This is a genomic window from Janthinobacterium breve (genome assembly GCF_051380895.1).
Lineage (GTDB): Bacteria > Pseudomonadota > Gammaproteobacteria > Burkholderiales > Burkholderiaceae_D > Janthinobacterium.
In genome coordinates, this window is record NZ_JBNYXY010000002.1 from 400,439 (window position 1) to 417,628 (window position 17,190).

At 59.7% G+C, this 17,190-nt stretch carries 11 protein-coding genes; 3 read left to right on the forward strand and 8 right to left on the reverse strand.

Going from position 1 to position 17,190, the window contains the following annotated elements; translation table 11 throughout:
• Positions 1-128 precede the first annotated feature (128 nt).
• Positions 129-2,996, reverse strand: coding sequence for a TonB-dependent receptor (locus ACQ4W0_RS04610; protein ID WP_436575696.1), 2,868 nt, complete (start codon positions 2,994-2,996; stop codon positions 129-131).
• Between the two features lie 142 nt (positions 2,997-3,138).
• On the reverse strand, positions 3,139-3,546 hold the full coding sequence (locus ACQ4W0_RS04615; RefSeq protein WP_436575697.1) for a hypothetical protein: 408 nt from the start codon (positions 3,544-3,546) through the stop codon (positions 3,139-3,141).
• Between the two features lie 251 nt (positions 3,547-3,797).
• On the opposite strand from ACQ4W0_RS04615, the gene ACQ4W0_RS04620 reads away from it, so the two are divergent.
• Both ACQ4W0_RS04620 and ACQ4W0_RS04625 read left to right on the forward strand, forming a co-directional pair.
• Positions 3,798-5,426, forward strand: a complete 1,629-nt coding sequence (locus ACQ4W0_RS04620) for an NAD(P)/FAD-dependent oxidoreductase (protein ID WP_436575698.1) — start codon at positions 3,798-3,800, stop codon at positions 5,424-5,426.
• Positions 5,427-6,096: 670 nt separating this feature from the next.
• Complete coding sequence (locus ACQ4W0_RS04625) at positions 6,097-8,862, forward strand: TonB-dependent receptor (protein WP_436575699.1); 2,766 nt, start codon at positions 6,097-6,099, stop codon at positions 8,860-8,862.
• 61 nt (positions 8,863-8,923) lie between these two features.
• Here ACQ4W0_RS04625 and ACQ4W0_RS04630 read toward each other — a convergent pair whose 3' ends face one another.
• From ACQ4W0_RS04630 to glnA, 6 genes are all read right to left on the reverse strand, one after another.
• Positions 8,924-10,297, reverse strand: a complete 1,374-nt coding sequence (locus ACQ4W0_RS04630; protein ID WP_436575700.1) for an ATP-binding protein — start codon at positions 10,295-10,297, stop codon at positions 8,924-8,926.
• Between the two features lie 134 nt (positions 10,298-10,431).
• Positions 10,432-11,397, reverse strand: a complete 966-nt coding sequence (corA, locus tag ACQ4W0_RS04635) for a magnesium/cobalt transporter CorA (RefSeq protein WP_086146847.1) — start codon at positions 11,395-11,397, stop codon at positions 10,432-10,434.
• A gap of 146 nt (positions 11,398-11,543) precedes the next feature.
• The gene (gene ntrC, locus ACQ4W0_RS04640) at positions 11,544-13,034 is read right to left on the reverse strand and encodes a nitrogen regulation protein NR(I) (protein ID WP_436575701.1); all 1,491 of its coding nucleotides are present in this window, start codon (positions 13,032-13,034) and stop codon (positions 11,544-11,546) included.
• A gap of 48 nt (positions 13,035-13,082) precedes the next feature.
• Positions 13,083-14,171: a nitrogen regulation protein NR(II) gene (gene glnL / locus ACQ4W0_RS04645; protein WP_436575702.1), complete on the reverse strand. Its 1,089-nt coding sequence runs from the start codon at positions 14,169-14,171 to the stop codon at positions 13,083-13,085.
• Positions 14,172-14,178: 7 nt separating this feature from the next.
• Positions 14,179-14,655, reverse strand: a complete 477-nt coding sequence (locus ACQ4W0_RS04650) for a DUF4124 domain-containing protein (RefSeq protein ID WP_436575835.1) — start codon at positions 14,653-14,655, stop codon at positions 14,179-14,181.
• Between the two features lie 183 nt (positions 14,656-14,838).
• Entirely contained in the window at positions 14,839-16,254 is a 1,416-nt protein-coding gene (gene glnA / locus ACQ4W0_RS04655; protein WP_225243482.1) for a type I glutamate--ammonia ligase, read from the reverse strand.
• A 384-nt stretch (positions 16,255-16,638) separates the two neighbouring features.
• On the opposite strand from glnA, the gene ACQ4W0_RS04660 reads away from it, so the two are divergent.
• Positions 16,639-17,100: a rhodanese-like domain-containing protein gene (locus ACQ4W0_RS04660; protein ID WP_436575703.1), complete on the forward strand. Its 462-nt coding sequence runs from the start codon at positions 16,639-16,641 to the stop codon at positions 17,098-17,100.
• Positions 17,101-17,190 lie beyond the last annotated feature (90 nt).

Below are 17,190 nucleotides of genomic sequence, written 5' to 3' on the forward strand. Positions count from 1 at the left end.
AGGCAACCTTTAGCGCGTTGCCACACCTGATGGTGACACAGCAAAAAAAAGGGCTGGATGACTCTTCAGTCATCCAGCCCTTTCGAAGAGCAGGGCGGCATCGCTGCCGCCTTGCTCACCTTGCTATATTAGAACGTGTATGCCAGACCCAGGCTCAGGAAGCGGCCAACAGCGCCCGCCTGGTGCAGCGACGCGTTGTACGTAGTCTGTACAGTGGCATTGCCGTAGGTGCTCAGGTCAAACGGTGGCTGACGGTCGAACAGATTCAGGATCGAACCTTTCAACGTCAGGTTCGGGCTGACCTTGTACTGGATGTTCAGATTGGTCGTCGTGAACGATGGCACGTGGCAATACTGATCAGGCTGCGTAAGGTTCTGGTAGTAAGGACGGCTGGTGATGACCGCCGATGCTTTGGAGCAATCGGTAGCGCCCACCGATGGGTCCAGTGCCGAGAAGCTGCTGGTGTAATTCAGCGTGGCATTCACGTCCAGCGGACCACGGGTCCAACCCAGGCTCAGCTGCGCACGGTCTTTCGGCGAACCGGTTGCACCGGAAACCACCGTCGGGCCTTGGGTGCCAGCCAGCTGGTAAGTCACGCCAGCAACGGTTTGCTCGTAGCTGATGGTGTGGGCATAGCTCAGGTTGGCACGGATGATGCCGTTTTCAGACAGGTTCCAACGGTAGCCGATATCGGTTTCCACGCCGGAGGTCTTGGTCGAGCCACCGTTGATGTAGGCCGATTCTGCGAACAGGATAGGACCAACCGATGGGGTACCCTGGGCAACGCCCGTACCTACGCCAGTAGCGATGTCGATCGGCACGGCTGCGCCACGCACAAACGTCTCGCGGTAGCTAGGATCGTTGCCGGCGGCGGTCACGATCTGGTTACGCACTTCGATGTTGTAATAGTCGATGGTCGCGTTCAAGCCCTTGAATGGCTGGAGCACGGCACCCAGGGTGAACGATTTCGATTTCTCTGGCGACAGATCCTTGTTCGGACGTTGTACGTACGTAGGCTGAATGTTGCAAGAGCTAGGTACGTTGCCAGCCGTGTACTGCTGGCCGTTGGCGCACAGGATAGGATCGTTGATACCGTGGTACAGGAAGAAAGAACCCGAATTGCCTGTCTCTGCAGGGTTAGGCGAGCGGAAACCACGAGCGAAGGTACCGCGCAATGCGACTTCCTTGATCGGCGTCCATTTCAGCGTTGCTGCCGGGGTGAACGAGTTATTATTATCAAAACTATCATAACGACTCGACAGATTGAACTCGACATTTTTCACAGGAACTGCTGCCAGTTCGGCGAAGATTGCCTTGTTGGTCTCTTCACCAAACACGAAGGCCGACGTCGAACCAACCTGACCGTTCAGGGTCAGTGGCGACGGTGGCGCATCCCAAGTACGTTTGTGCCAGTGGACGCCGACTGCCAGTTTCAGCGGGCCTGCACCCAGTTGCGGCATCAATTCGCGCGAACCGACCGCATCAATGTAGTTCAGCTTCGATACCAGCGTGTTCGAGAAGCGTGGCGACACTTGGTCGATCAGCTGTTGCGAGTTACCGCCCAGTGCATTCCACGTACCGGAGCGCAGCAGGCTGTACAAGGCGGCACGGTCAACAAAACCACTGTAATCGACTTCTGCCTTGGACTTGGTCAAGCCGCCTGCCAGTTGCAGGTCCCAGCCCATCGCAGCACCAGTCAGGTCGATCGCCAGACGGGTGGTGGTCGCGGTGTTGCTCTGTTGCGAGTTGCCATCCAGTCCAGGAATGTAGCCATACAGGCGTGCATTGTTGGCGAACGGGTTATTCACGTTGGCGCCGACAGCTGCACCAGGAGCAAACGAGGTGCTAGGCATGGCGCCGAAACCCGGGGTCAGCACACCATTGTTATTGACGTTGGTACCTGCGAACGAGGTCGGCGAGTAGGCTGCTGGCAAGCCGCGATTGTTCAGGTTATCACGCTGGAAGATCGAAGCCTTGACCGACATTTCCCAGTCTTGCGGCAGCTTTTTGGTAAAGCCGACCAGCAAGTTCTTGTTCTCGGTTTCAGGCTGGATGAATGCATACTTGTCTTCCACAGCGCAACCGCCGGCGCGGTATGCAGTGTAATTACATTTCGGATCCAGGAAGACGAAGTTGGCCGCATTTTGCGCACCGCCTGCACCCGAAGGGTTGTACAGGAATGGCGAATTGGCGGCAGTCAGGAAGCCGTTACGGGCGGTTGGCACACCGAAAGTCAGGTTCTGGCCGCCGCGTGGGCGCCAGTCCAGCTGGTCCCAGGCGTACTGCTTGCGGTCGTCTACCTTGATCGCGCCTTGGCGACGCCATTCGGCGGTAGCGAAAACGTTGTAGCCATCGGTGTCGAGATCACCGAAGCCGGTGCTCAACGATGCGCGGTTGGTCGTGCCGCCGCCATGTTCCGTGGTACCGCTGTCAGCCGAAAAGCGGGTGCCCGAGAAGTTTTTCTTCAGTTTGATGTTGACCACGCCAGCGACCGCGTCCGAGCCGTACAGCGAGGAAGCACCGCTTTTCAGCACTTCGATGCTGTCGATGGCATCGAATGGAATGTTTGAGACGTCAACGAAGGAGCGTTGCGAATCGTCACCGATCGCGTAAGGCGACATGCGGTGGCCGTCGATCAGCACCAGGGTCGAACCTACGGTCAGGCCGCGCAGCGAAACGCCCGATGCGCCGTTGGCGAATGCGCCGGAGAAGCCTGTACCGAGCGTGCCGGCACCGTTGGAGGCCAGATCCTGCAGCAGCTCGGCAACCGAGGTTTTACCGCTGCGCTGGATTTCAGCTGCAGTGATTACCTGAACTGGTGCCGCGGTTTCGGTATCGGTACGGCTGATCAGCGAACCGGTCACCATCACGCGCTGCACAGGTTCGCTGGCGGCGGCTTGTTGAGCCATTGCCGGGGAAATAGCTGCAACGGAAAGTGCGCCACTTGCAAAGACTTGCAAGATCGCAACTGGCATTGGTTTGATACGTAACTTCATGTAAAAAACTCCTTCTGGGCATGTGCCTGAATTTTTGTAAGGAAACCCCTGGGTAAAGGTTTTCCCAGTAAATGTGTCAAAACGTTACAAATGTGACGCAGCCATTACATGGAACCATATGGCACAGAGCGATGTCAATTTATTAGGCGGTCGACATAACTTTAAAGCAACATCTTAATTTCCATAATCCTGTTTTACGCCATAGCTTATTCGGAAATAGTGCGAAAACCGTCGAAATTAGTGCGCTGCCGCCCATTTTTGCTGCAATGATATTTATATTGCAATGCAGCAAAAAAATCGTGATATATTTACAAAACACTGTTACAAATTTACCTTGAATTACTCTTCTTACCTTTCTTAACACTTGGAAAGAAAGGCTGTATTTCCTGTTCAATGATGATTGTGCAAACGCAGCAAATGGAAGATTGGCAAAGCCGGTGTGCATCGCCATCATGGCGCCGGCCGCGCGCGCGATGTAATGTTGTTTTTTCGCAGCAACAACATGCTGTACGCTGCCGTAGCGCCCCTGCTGCGTGCGCCAGGACAACATTTCCCGCACCCATCCGTTCCCCACCGCCGGCCTACCCGAGCCCACCGGCCGGGAACAGCGCTGGCAGTTACATTTGTAGCGATGTGAATTTAACATTGTGATTTTAAATAATCCGGCGCGCAGCAGCTTCCCGGCGGGGACCACAGGTAATGCATTGCCTGCTAGAAGGAGTAAAATGCCGCCTTGCGCCGCGCCACGCGGCTGCCCACTCTCCGCTAGATACGGAGCCCAGCACTTTTCGGATAAACACCATGTTGCGACTCAACGAAGTAAAACTCCCCCTCGAACACGACGAAGCGGCCCTGCCCGCCGCCATCCTGGCGCGCCTGGGCATCGCAGCCGCCGATTTGCTCGGCTTTACCGTCTTCAAACGCAGCTATGACGCGCGCAAGCGCAGCGCCGTGGTGTTGATTTACTCACTGCATGTTGACGTCAAGAATGAAGCGGCCGTGCTGGCGCGCCTGCAGCACGATGTGCACCTGATGCCCGCGCCCGACACCGACTACAAATTCGTCGCCGGCGGCGAACAGCTGGCCGGCCACAGCACGCAACCGCGCCCCATCGTCATCGGCACGGGCCCCTGCGGCCTGTTCGTGGCGCTGATCCTGGCACAGATGGGTTTGCGCCCCCTCATCCTGGAACGGGGCAAGCAGGTGCGCGAACGCACGGTCGACACCTTCGGTTTCTGGCGCAAGCGCGAACTGAACCCGGAATCGAACGTGCAGTTTGGCGAAGGCGGTGCCGGCACTTTCTCGGACGGCAAGCTATACAGCCAGATCAAGGATCCCAAGCACTATGGCCGCAAGGTATTGACGGAATTCGTCAAGGCCGGCGCGCCCGAGGAAATCATGTATGTGAGCAAGCCGCACATCGGCACCTTCCGCCTGGTCAAGATGGTGGAAGAAATGCGCGCCAATATCGAGCAGCTGGGCGGCGAATACCGCTTCAGCAGCAAAGTGATCGATCTCGACATCGTGCCGGGTGCCGACGGCGGCCAGGTGCGCGGCGTGGTGCTGGAGAATGGCGACACCATCGCCAGCAATCATGTGGTACTGGCCATCGGCCACAGCGCGCGCGACACCTTCGAGATGCTGCACCGCCGCGGCGTGTACATCGAAGCCAAGCCCTTCTCGATCGGTTTCCGAGTGGAACACCCGCAATCCTTGATCGACAGTTGCCGCTTCGGCCCCAGCGCCGGCCACCCGATTCTGGGTGCGGCCGACTACAAGCTGGTGCACCACGCCAGCAACGGCCGCTCCGTCTACAGCTTCTGCATGTGCCCGGGCGGCACGGTGGTGGCCGCCGCCTCCGAACCGGGCCGCCTGGTGACGAACGGCATGAGCCAGTACTCGCGCAACGAGCGCAACGCCAACAGCGCCATCGTGGTCGGCATCACGCCAGCCGACTATCCGGGCGACCCGCTGGCCGGCATCGCCCTGCAGCGCGAGCTGGAAGAACGCGCGTTCGCCCTGGGCGGCAGCAACTACGATGCCCCTGGCCAGCTGGTGGGCGACTTCGTGGCTGGCCGCGCCTCGACGGAATTTGGCAGCGTGGTGCCCTCGTACAAGCCGGCCGTGCACCTGACGGATCTGGCGCCATCGCTGCCCGAGTACGCGATCACGGCCCTGCGTGAAGCGTTTCCTGCATTCAACAAGCAGATCAAGGGCTATTACAAGGCCGACGCCGTGCTGACGGGCGTAGAAACGCGCACCTCGTCGCCGATCCGCATCAAGCGCCGCGACGACGACTTGCAAAGCCTGAACACGCGCGGCCTGTTCCCCGCCGGCGAAGGCGCCGGCTATGCAGGCGGCATCCTGTCGGCGGCCGTCGACGGCATCAAGGTAGCCGAGGCGGTGGCCCTGTCGATGAGCGCTGCCTGATCCTTTTCCCACGGCCGCGCGCAATGCGCTGCCGTGGCCTTCCCCTGCCTGAAAACCGTCAACATAGCGCTATCTGGCCAGCCATTCGGCCTGGCTGGAGGCTGCACGCATCCAGGCCATGGATCCGGCGACGGGACGGCAGACGCGCATGGCCATCCGCGCGTTCCTGGCAGACAAGAAGTAGCAATCTTGCGACGCCCCTCCCTTTCATTACAATATAGACACCTTGCTTCTTGCTGGGTGTTTCATTTTCACATCACCTTTCCAGTTGTGTCTGAATTGTTACAAACAAGAGAAAAATAGGTGCTTTTTCCCTATTGTCTCAATGCTCATTTCACCTTTCCTCTGGCCGTGCTCATCCGACGCCGAATGATGCGCGTTTCCCTTCAGCAAAATAATTGACAAAAATATCAATCCTACCAAATTGTAAAATTGGACATTTTTGTTACAAACTCATGTGAAATGTTACGCAACGATGCCCTTTTTCTTTCCATGAGGTCATCTTCCGCATTTTTCTTCATCGACTGGAAGTCGCGAAGTTTGACAAGCAAAGTGACCAATGATCTCATGAAGAAACTGAATTCTCGTTGTCGATCACAAAGGATTTCAGCTGTATGTTAATGAGGAAATTTGTATTTATACCAACTATATCCTTCAGGAGTTAACAGAAATGATGATAGAAAATGCGTTATCGCGCTCATTGCGTCTGATGTTTTCAAGCAGTACCTTGATGGTCAGTGCCGGTCTGTTGATCCAGCCTGCATTTGCCCAGGACAACGCTCCCATACAACGCGTGGAAATCACCGGCTCGTCGGTGAAGCGCGTCGATGCTGAAACCTCCCTGCCAGTCCAAGTCGTCACCAAAGCTGATATCGCCCGTACCGGCGCCACCAGCACCGAAGAACTGATGCAATCGATCTCGGCCTTCTCCTCGGCCGGTGGCACGACCAACGCGACCGGCGCCGGCACCTCGACCGGAGGCCTGTCGTCAATCTCGCTGCGCGGCCTGGGTTCGACCCGCACCCTGGTGCTGGTGAACGGCCGCCGCCTGGCAGCTTTCGCCGGCAGCGACGGCGCCTCCGTCAACGTCAATGCCATTCCGCTGGCAGCCATCGAACGCATCGAAGTGCTGAAGGATGGCGCGTCAGGCGTGTATGGTAGCGATGCCGTCGCCGGCGTGGTCAACTTCATCCTGTCCAAGCGCGTCGATGGCATCGAAGTCACCGGCGGGTATGGCTCGCCGACCACCAGCGGTGGCGGCCAGAACGCAAAGGCCTCGATCACCGGCGGCTACAATACCGACAAATTGAGCGCGGTGATATCCGGCTCCTACGAGAAGGAAAAGGCGCTATTCGGCCGGGACCGCTCCTACGCCGCTTCCGCCACCCGCCTGCCTTATTACAACTCGACCGCAACGGGCCAGGGCAATATTCAGGGATCATTCACGCCGGGAGTGGGTCCAGATGACGGCTTCAGCAACGGCGGTTCCGGTTATGGAAATCCGCTAGCCGTCGGCAACAAATGCAGCTCCATCAAGATGAGCACCATCGCGGTCGGCGCCAAAGGCAGCCCGTACTGCGCCTACGACAGTGGCCCGGACGTGGGCCTGACCCCGGACCGTGAACTGCACAACCTGACCGGCAACCTGAGCTACCAGCTGAATGACAATCATCAGCTGTTCGCCGACTTGCTGTATTCGAAAAGCAAGGTTACCCAGACTTACCAGCCGTCACCGGCGCGCGCCGACTTTTTCCAGACCGACGGTCTGTTTCAGCAACAAGGCGTTGACCCGGCCCTGCTGCTCATGCCATCCAACCCCGTGTACCAGTCGATCGCCGTACCGTACCTGACCAGCCAGGGGTTCACCTCGCTGATCGGCAAGCCGCTGGCCATCACCTCGCGCGTGTTCGACTTTGGCCCACGCCAGAACGTTGATACCGCCGAGCAATCGCGCGTAGTGGTCGGCGCCAAGGGGACGCTGAGCTTCGGCGACTACGAAGTTGCTCTCAGCCATAACGAATCAAAGCTGGAGAGCGCCGTAACCACTGGCTACTTCTCGCAAGTGGGCTACGCCAAGGTCATCAATGGCAGCAACTGGAATCCATGGGCGGACGGCGGCGTGCAGACGGGCGCCCTCGCCACCCAGCTGCAGACTGCTGCCTTCACCGGCAATTTCCTGAACGCCAAATCGACCAGCGATGCGTTCGACGGCAAGGTCACGGGCGATTTCTGGACCATCGCCGGTATCACGCCGCAGTACGCCGTAGGCCTGCAGTCGCGCAAAGAGAAATACGTGACCGATCCCAGCGCGGCCTACCAGTCGGGCGACATCTCTGGCCTCGGTGGCTCGGTGGTCCCCATCGACCGCAGCCGCACTGTCAACTCGCTTTACGGCGAACTGAATATACCGGTGCTGAAAACGCTGGAAGTCAACCTGACCGCCCGCGACGACAAGTACAACGACGTCGGCAACACCGCCAATTGGAAAGGCAGCTTCAAATGGCGTCCGGTGCAGCAACTGGCACTGCGCGGTTCCTACGGTACAGGCTTCCGCGCACCATCGCTGGTGGATCTGTGGACCCCGCAAACGCTGGGCACATCGGAACAGTTCAACGATCCTGGCACCAAACAAACGGGCCTGCAGGTGAACTCGTTAACCGGCGGCAACCCGAACCTGAAACCGGAGAAGTCGAAGCAGTACTCGGTCGGCGCGGTATGGCAGGCAACGAACACCGCCAGTATTGGTCTTGACTTCTTCAACATCAACATCCGCGACATCCTGGCCACGCCATCGGCGCAGGAAGTGGTTTCGCGCTTCCGCGCGGGCGATCCGGCCTACGCAGGCCTGGTGACACTACGTGGTACCGACATCGTCAGCATCCAGCAGACCCTGGCCAACACGGGTGATGCCAACGTGCAAGGTATCGACCTGTTCGCCAACTGGAAGGATAATTTCAGCTTCGGCAAGCTGGAAGCAAACCTTAACGGTACCTATATGGATACCTTCGACCAGACCAGCCCGGGCGGCCAGGTGTCGCACAAGGTGGGCACCATCGTCGATGGTGACGGCACCCCCGTAATCGGCGCGCAAAACGGCGGCGTGGTGCTACGCTGGAAACACCAGCTGGCAGCCACCTGGAGCAACGGCCCATGGTCCACCACTCTGGTGCAAAACTACCGCACCGGCTATCAGGTGGGGCATGACCTGAACGACAACAAAGTGTTCATCGGTGCCGAATCGATCTACGACGCCAACGTCGCGTACCGCGGCATCAAGAACCTCACCCTGGCACTGGGCGTGAAGAACATGTTCAACAAGCAACCTGAACCTATTGGTACAGCCGTCACCAATCAGTTCCAGGCGGGCTATGACATCAACCAGTACGATCCACGCGGCCGCTTCGTCTACGTGACCGCTGGTTACAAGTTCCAGTAAAAATCAAGGCCACAAGTAACAACGCCTGGAGCAATCCAGGCGTTTTTTTTTCGTCCTGCCGTCAGCTGGCCAGCGGCAGCCTGATCTGTATATGGCAGCCGGGAGTGCCATCGATGGCGCACACCTTGCCACCCAGTTGCTGCACGATGGTGTAGACGATGTGCATGCCCAGGCCGGAGCCGCCCTGGCCCCGCTTGGTGGTGAAAAACGGTTCAAACATATGTTCGCGCACGGCTGGCGCCAGGCCGATGCCATCGTCGGAAAACTCCAGCAGCAGCCATTGCAAGGCCGCATCATCCTCGTCCGCCTCGATGCGTGCGCGTATCGTGATGCGTCCTGGTCCGCCTTGCGGATAGCCGTGGCGGGCGCTGTTCATCAGCAGGTTCGAGAGGATTTGCGACAATTTTCCGGCCGCCAGGCGCACCTGGCAATCGGGCGCGATATCGAGTTCCACGCCCAGCGCCGCCTTGCGCAGTTCGGGACTGTGCGCCGACACCAGGCCGTGCACATAGTCGTGCAGCGCCAGGTCGGCCACGTATTCGCTGACCTGATCCACGGCCAGTTGCTTGAAATTGCCGATCAGGTCGGCGGCGCGCGCCAGGTTGCGTTCGATCAAGGCGGCCGCGCCTTTCAGGGATTCGGCAATGTCGACCAGTTCGGCACGGCTGACCTTGGCACCGCCCAGCAGCTGCACCAGCTGGTCGGCATAACTACCCATGCTCGACGCCGCCGTCAGCGCCACGCCGATGGGCGTGTTGACTTCATGCGACACACCCGCCACCAGCGAACCGAGGGCCGCCATCTGTTCCTGCTCGATCAGGTCGGCCTGCGCCGCCAGCAGCGATTCGGTACGCACGCGCACGATTTCTTCCAGCTGCTGCGTGCGCTCCTGGTGCTGCAGCTCGGCCGCGCCGCGGGCCGAGAAGATCGACAGCAGCAACAAGGCCAGCAAGCGCTTGTTTTCATCGATGGGACGCGTGTCGATAGCCGACAGGATGCCCAGGGTCTTGCCTTCGGTATCGATCAACGGCATGCCGACATAGCTTTCCGCCTGCATGTCGACCAGGAGGCTATCGAATGGAAAGCGACGCTGAATGTCGCTGCCATGAAAACACATGCTCTGGCAGGTCACGTCCTGGCACGGCGTGTGCTGCAGGCTGTATTCGATATTCGGCTGGTAGTCGTCGCCGCCCCACAGGGCCAGCGTGCGGATGCCTTCGCTGCCATCGTCCATGTGCACCAGGCGCCCGGCGATCACATAGTGCACGTCGAGCGCTTCGGCCAGGTCCTTGACGAGGATGCGCAGGAAGTCGTCGCCACGGGCGTGCGCCGTCGAGGCCGTAATCGAGCGCAGGGCCGCTTCCGCCAGGGTGCGCCGCTGCTCGGGATCGAACAGGGGTTCTTGCGAATTCACATCAAACAACGGAATACTCATGAATGCTCCTGCGCAGCACTGGAAGCGCCAGCCAACCTGCCGGCGTGGCAACCCTCAGCCATGGCCCGCCCGAGCGGACCTGCCGCGATTGTACCCCTGACTATTGTTTAATAATACAGATGTACAGGAATTTTTTATAGCCAGCCGGAACGCTTGAACAAGTAATACATATAACCGCAGACACAACTCATCAGTCCCACGGCCACAGGATAGCCGTATTGCCAGTCCAGCTCCGGCATGAACTTGAAGTTCATGCCCCACACGCCGGCAAACGCCGTGAACACGGCGAAAATAGCCGCCCAGGCTGCCAACTGCTTGTTCACTTCGCTCTCATCGATGGCCACCATCGACAAGTTCACCTGGATGGCCGTGCTGATGGTGTCGCGGATGGTGTCGAGCGTGCCGTTGATGCGCGCCAGATGATCGTGCACGTCGCGGAAATACTCCTGGGTATCGTGGCACAGCGGCGGTACGCGCCCGCCGTGCAGCTTGCCTACCGCTTCCATCAGGGGCGCCACCACGTGGCGCAAGACCATGACCTTGCGTTTCAGCTGATACAGCCGTTCGATATTGTCGCGCTCGGTGCCACGGTCGAAGATGCGGTCCTCGATCAATTCCAGCTCCGATTCCAGCGCGTCGAGCACGGGAAAGTAACGGTCGACGACGGCATCCATCAGCGCGTACAGCACGAAGGCCGAACCCTGGCGCAGCAAGTGCGGTTCGCGCTCGGCGCGCGCGCGCACGCCGAGGAAACCTTGCGAGCTGTTGCTGCGCGACGAGAGCACATAATTGGCGCCAACAAAAATGTCGACTTCACCCAGCACCAGTTCGTTTTCGACCATTTCCACGGTTTTCACCACGGCAAACAGGGAATCGCCATATTCCTCGATCTTCGGACGCTGGTGGCCCCGCTGCGCATCCTCGACGGCCAGTTCATGCAGGCAAAACTCGTGCTGCATCTGTTTCAGCTCGTCCGGCGTAGCGTCGAGCAGGGCCACCCAGACGAAGCAATCGGGGCGTTCGACGTAATCGCTGATATCGTCAATCGGCAAGTCGGCCAGTTTTTTGCCATCCTGGTAGGCCACGCAGTTAATCAGCATACAGTTCCACAATAAAAGTTAACACCGGACGAAACAGTCCGACAGGCGCCAGCTTACCTTATCGCCTGTCATTGTTGTGGGTGTTGTGGCGTGCAAGGGACGCCGGAAGGGGAAGCGGACGGGGCGGAACCCCGTCCGGAGGGGAATCAATCGTCCTTGGCGCCGTCGATGCCCAGTTCAGAGATCTTGCGGGTGATGGTGTTGCGGCCGATGCCCAGGCGCACGGCGGCATCGTTCTTGCGTCCGTGCGTATGCTTGAGCGCCGTCTTGATCAGGGCCGACTCGAATTGCCGCCCCAGCACGGCCATGACTTCCTGCTGCCCGGCACCCAGCATGCCGGCCGCTTGCAATTCCAGCAAGCCGATCCAGCCGGGCGGCGCGCCGTTGGCGGGCGCGGCAGCTTCGAAGACCTGGCCGCCATGCGGATGGGCAACGGCCGCCGGTGCAGCCTCGCCCGCCGCCGCAGTGGCGGCACCATCACCCTGCCCTTGCGTCAATTCCAGCGGCAAGTCCTTGATTTCCACCGTCTGGCCTGGCGCCATCACGGTGATCCAGTTGCACAGGTTTTCCAGCTGGCGCACATTGCCGGGCAAATCCAGGCTGCTGAGAAAGTGCATCGTCGGTTCGCTCATGCGCTTGGCTTCCACGCCCAGCTGGCGCGCGCTTTGCACCAGGAAGTGGCGCACCAGGATGGGGATATCCTCGCGCCGCTCCCTCAAACTGGGCAGGCGCAAGCGGATCACATTCAGGCGGTGATACAAGTCTTCGCGGAACAGGCCGTCGCGCACGCGCTGCTCGAGGTTCTGGTGCGTGGCGGTAATGACGCGCACGTTCGCCTTCATGGGCTGGTGCCCGCCGACGCGATAGAAATGGCCGTCGGACAGCACGCGCAGCAAGCGCGTCTGCAGGTCGAACGGCATGTCGCCGATTTCATCGAGAAACAGGGTGCCGTTCTCGGCCTGCTCGAAGCGGCCCCGGCGCGTCGTTTGCGCCCCCGTAAATGCCCCCCGTTCATGGCCAAACAATTCCGATTCCAGCAAATCCTTGGGGATCGCCGCCGTATTCAGGGCAATGAAGGGCTGCGCCGCGCGCGGACTGTGCTTGTGCAGCGCGCGCGCCACCAGTTCCTTGCCGGAACCGGATTCGCCCGTGATGAGCACCGTCACGTTCGATTGCGACAGGCGGCCGATGGCGCGGAACACTTCCTGCATGGCCGGCGCCTGGCCAAGGATTTCCGGCGTTTCCGACGGGCCCGATTCAACGCTGGTCTCGCGCAGGCTTTCTTCCAGCGCGCGGCGGATCAGCTCGACAGCCTTGTCGATGTCGAAGGGCTTGGCCAGGTATTCGAAGGCGCCGCCCTGGAAGGCCGCGACGGCCGAGTCAAGGTCGGAAAAGGCCGTGATGATGATGACAGGCAAGCCGGGAAAACGCGACTTGACCGTCTGCAACAGTTCCAGGCCGGACGCGCCCGGCATGCGGATATCGGACACGAGCACTTGCGGCGTGTCAAATTCCAGTGCGGCGATGGCGTCGCGCGCATTGGCAAAACTCTTGGTGGCGAGATTTTCCCGCGCCAGGGCTTTTTCCAGCACCCAGCGGATTGATTCGTCGTCGTCAACTATCCAGATTGGCTTCATTAGTGTGTGCGTCCCGCAATGGATTTCATGGGTGGGATACCTCCTCGCTTATGGCAAGGGTAGAACGATCCTGAAATCGGTGTATCCAGGCCGGCTTTCGCACTCGATCACGCCCAGGTGCTGTTGCACGAAGGTTTGCGCCAAGGTCAGTCCCAAACCGCTGCCGCCTTCCCTGCCCGACACCAGCGGGTAGAAAATCCGGTCGCGGATCTGGGGTGCGATGCCCGGTCCATTGTCAATGATATGCAAGTCTAATGCCAGGCCGTAACGGACCTTGGCCAGGGTCACCTGGCGCGCCACGCGCGTCTTGAAAATCAGCTCCGCATCGCCCGCCTCGATGCGCTCGGCCAGGGCTTGCGCCGCGTTGTGCGCAATGTTGAGCACGGTTTGTATCAATTGTTCCTTGTCGCCGCGAAACTCGGGGATCGAGGCGTCGTAATCGCGCGAAATGGTCAGGCCGTTGGGAAACTCCGCCAGGATCAGGCTGCGCACGCGCTCGCACACTTCGTGGATATTCACGTCGCCCACGATATGCGGGCGGCGGTGCGGCGCCAGCAGGCGGTCGACCAGGGTTTGCAAGCGGTCCGCTTCCTTGATGATGACTTGCGTGTATTCACGCAGTTCGCTCAGGTGCAGGGCTGGCAATTCCAGCTCCAGCAGCTGGGCCGCGCCGCGGATGCCGCCCAGCGGGTTCTTGATTTCATGCGCCAGGTTGCGGATCAGTTCCTTGTTGACCTGGCTCTGGTCGAGGATGCGCTCCTCGCGGTCGAGTTTTAACTGCTGCACGTTTTCGCGCAGTTCGATCAGCACGCCGTCGCGCGGCGCATCGAGCGCGCTGACGATGCTGTGCACGCGCAACGGGTCGCGCCCCAGGCGCTCCAGGCTCAGGTCCTGGCGCAAGTCGGAAAATTTATGTTCGAGCGCCTGCGCGCAGATGCCGGCCAGCTCCTCGGGATTCAAGAACAGCGCCGTCAGCTTTTGCCGCGACAGGGCTTTCAGCGAGCTTTCCAGCAGGTTTTCCGCCGCCGCATTGGCATAGCTGATGCGGCCGTCGCCGTCGAGCAGGATCACGGCCGAAGCCAGCAAATCAAGGCCGGCCAGGTGGGCGGGGCGACTGGAATGGTTGTCTATTGTCATGGTCTCGTCATCGGATATTGGCGATCTCGCGTTTCAGGGCTTCGACGTTCTGCTGTGTCCGGCCAATGTTGTCCTTCAACTGCGCCACCCGCTCCTGATATTTCGCATAGTTGCGCTCGTTGCCCTGACGTTCAGGTTGTCCGGCGTTAAATTCCAGGCGCTGCGCCGCCAGTTTCTGCTCTTCGCTGCGCAATTCGTCCTGCAAGATCTGGCGCCGGTCCAGGTCGCGCGCCCGTTGCTCGGCGCCATCGACCTTGGGAAACGCGCCGGCGGCAGGCGCCGCCGTGACCACCGCCTGCGTGGCGGGCCGCGCGCCGGCCAGCGGCGCCGTCTTGCGTGGCGGCTCCGTCATGGCGCCGGGCAAATCGAGCAGCTGGCAATGCACGCCGGCGCGTTTGTCCGTGTACGTCTTGTGTCCCTGCGCATCGGCGCAGACATACAGCTGCCCGTGCGCCTGCGCTGCCGCGCCCAGCAATCCTGCCATCAGCGCCATTCTGTAATGCTTGGTCAATCTTCACTCCTGTCGGCACATGCCGCATCGTTCCTGGGCCGACTATACAACACCGCACTCTCACCGCCTTGGCGTACTGCATAAAAAAACGCGGGCAAGACCATCGCCTCACCCGCGTTTTTTATTCACTACCGGCAAGTTGCCGGCATGGCGCCATTACAGCGAGTAGTACATGTCGAACTCGGCAGGATGCGTGGTCATGCGCATGCGCTGCACGTCCTGCATTTTCAGTTCCAGGTACGCGTCGATCATGGAATCGCTGAACACGCCGCCACGGGTCAGGAACTCGCGGTCCTTGTCCAGCGCATCGAGTGCTTCTTCCAGCGAAGCGCACACGGTAGGGATCAGTGCGTCTTCTTCTGGCGGCAGATGGTACAGATCTTTTGAGGCGGCTTCGCCCGGATGGATCTTGTTGGCAACGCCGTCCAGGCCAGCCATCAGCAGTGCGGCGAAGCACAGGTACGGGTTCGCCAGTGGATCCGGGAAGCGCGCTTCGACGCGGCGGCCTTTTGGATTGGCCACGTGCGGGATACGGATCGAGGCGGAACGGTTTTTCGCCGAGTACGCCAGTTTCACTGGGGCTTCGTAGCCTGGTACCAGACGCTTGTACGAGTTGGTGCCCGGGTTGGTGATCGCGTTCAGTGCCTTGGCATGCTTGATGATGCCGCCGATGTAGTACAGGGCGAAATCGGACAGGCCGGCATAGCCGTCGCCAGCGAACAGATTTTTGCCATCTTTCCATACGGATTGATGCACGTGCATGCCCGAACCGTTGTCGCCAACGATAGGTTTCGGCATAAAGGTAGCGGTCTTGCCATAGCTGTGCGCCACGTTCCACACCACGTATTTCAGGTTTTGCGTCCAGTCGGCGCGCTCAACCAGGGTCGAGAAGCGGGTGCCGATTTCATTCTGGCCTGCGCCAGCGACTTCGTGATGATGTACCTCAACCGGGATGCCCAGCGATTCCAGAATCAGGCACATTTCCGAACGCATGTCCTGGAAGCTGTCCACTGGCGGCACGGGGAAGTAGCCGCCCTTGACGGTAGGACGGTGGCCGCTGTTGCCGCCTTCGATGTCCTTGCCGGTCGACCACGAACCTTCGTCCGAACCGATCTTTACGAAGCAGCCCGACATGTCGATCTTCCAGCGCACGCTGTCGAAGATGAAGAATTCCGGCTCAGGGCCGAAGTAGGCGGTGTCGCCCATGCCCGACGATTTCAGGTAGGCTTCGGCGCGTTTCGCGATCGAGCGCGGGTCGCGGTCGTAGCCCTTGCCGTCCGACGGTTCGATCACGTCGCACTGCATGAACAGGGTCGTTTCTTCCATGAACGGGTCGATATTGGCCGTGTTTGGATCCGGCAGCAAGATCATGTCGGACGCTTCAATGCCTTTCCAGCCAGCGATCGAAGAACCGTCAAAGGCGTGGCCCGATTCGAATTTATCCATGTCGAAGTGCGACACGGGAACCGTCACGTGCTGCTCTTTACCACGGGTATCGGCAAAGCGGAAATCAACGAATTTGACTTCGTTTTCTTCTACCATCTTCAAGACTTCTGCGGCTGTCATTGCCATGCGTATCTCCTAAATGAATGTGGGGTGAGCCGACCTTAATGCGTCTGGGCTGATGAAGCGAAGCAAACATTGCGTGCCACCAAAACTCATAGGGATCATAGCAGATTCCATGCCAGCTCCAGGAGCACCCTGGTGCCGGCAGCAAAATTACTGCCATCCCAGTGAAAGTTTTCCTGCCCGCGATTTTCACGCGCGTTTGCGCCACATCAAGAATGCACTATGCAAGTGCAAAAAACGAATAACGCACTATTATCGTGCATTTTGTGGGGATTCCTGAAAAATGCCTTGTTGTGGTGCATGCACCGTGCATCGTGACTTCCCGTTTGCGGGGCGCGAACGGCGCACTATAATCGTACACACCTTTCCACTTTCATCGAGGACGCCATGACTACCGCCGCCGACATCCTGACCACCGCCCGCAGCCGGGCCAATGAAGGTACGCCGTATGCCGGCGCTGTCACGCCGCAGGAAGCGCATGCGCTGCTGCAGCACGATGCTGCCGTCAAGCTCATCGATGTGCGCACGAATGCCGAGCGCGACTGGGTTGGCCGGGTCGACATCGCCGATACCCAGCATGGCGCGGTGCAGTGGGCCACGTATCCGGGCGGCGTGCCGAATCCCGATTTTATGCAACAACTGGCCGCCCAGGCTGGCAAGGATGAGGTGCTGCTATTCCTGTGCCGCTCCGGCGTGCGTTCGCGCCATGCCGCCAAGCTGGCCACCGAGCACGGCTATATCAACTGCTTCGACATCCTCGAAGGCTTCGAAGGCGACAAGGATGCGGACGGCCACCGCAAGCAGATCGGCGGCTGGTGCAAGGCGGGCTTGCCGTGGCTGGGCGCCTGACGCTGGCCTCCTGACTATCTGAACAATGTTTGATATGGCGGGCCACCGTGCGGCCCGCGATCGTCTACAACCATCCATGCGCGCCCGATT

Excerpts from the sequence above, each read along its gene's own strand:
- ACQ4W0_RS04620 (WP_436575698.1), top strand. The coding sequence starts at position 3,798 with ATGTTGCGACTCAACGAAGTAAAACTCCCCCTCGAACACGACGAAGCG.
- ACQ4W0_RS04650 (WP_436575835.1), bottom strand. The coding sequence starts at position 14,655 with ATGGCAGGATTGCTGGGCGCGGCAGCGCAGGCGCACGGGCAGCTGTAT.
- ntrC (WP_436575701.1), bottom strand. The coding sequence starts at position 13,034 with ATGAAGCCAATCTGGATAGTTGACGACGACGAATCAATCCGCTGGGTG.
- glnL (WP_436575702.1), bottom strand. The coding sequence starts at position 14,171 with ATGACAATAGACAACCATTCCAGTCGCCCCGCCCACCTGGCCGGCCTT.
- ACQ4W0_RS04630 (WP_436575700.1), bottom strand. The coding sequence starts at position 10,297 with ATGAGTATTCCGTTGTTTGATGTGAATTCGCAAGAACCCCTGTTCGAT.
- ACQ4W0_RS04615 (WP_436575697.1), bottom strand. The coding sequence starts at position 3,546 with ATGTTGTCCTGGCGCACGCAGCAGGGGCGCTACGGCAGCGTACAGCAT.
- corA (WP_086146847.1), bottom strand. The coding sequence starts at position 11,397 with ATGCTGATTAACTGCGTGGCCTACCAGGATGGCAAAAAACTGGCCGAC.
- ACQ4W0_RS04660 (WP_436575703.1), top strand. The coding sequence starts at position 16,639 with ATGACTACCGCCGCCGACATCCTGACCACCGCCCGCAGCCGGGCCAAT.
- glnA (WP_225243482.1), bottom strand. The coding sequence starts at position 16,254 with ATGGCAATGACAGCCGCAGAAGTCTTGAAGATGGTAGAAGAAAACGAA.
- ACQ4W0_RS04625 (WP_436575699.1), top strand. The coding sequence starts at position 6,097 with ATGATGATAGAAAATGCGTTATCGCGCTCATTGCGTCTGATGTTTTCA.
- ACQ4W0_RS04610 (WP_436575696.1), bottom strand. The coding sequence starts at position 2,996 with ATGAAGTTACGTATCAAACCAATGCCAGTTGCGATCTTGCAAGTCTTT.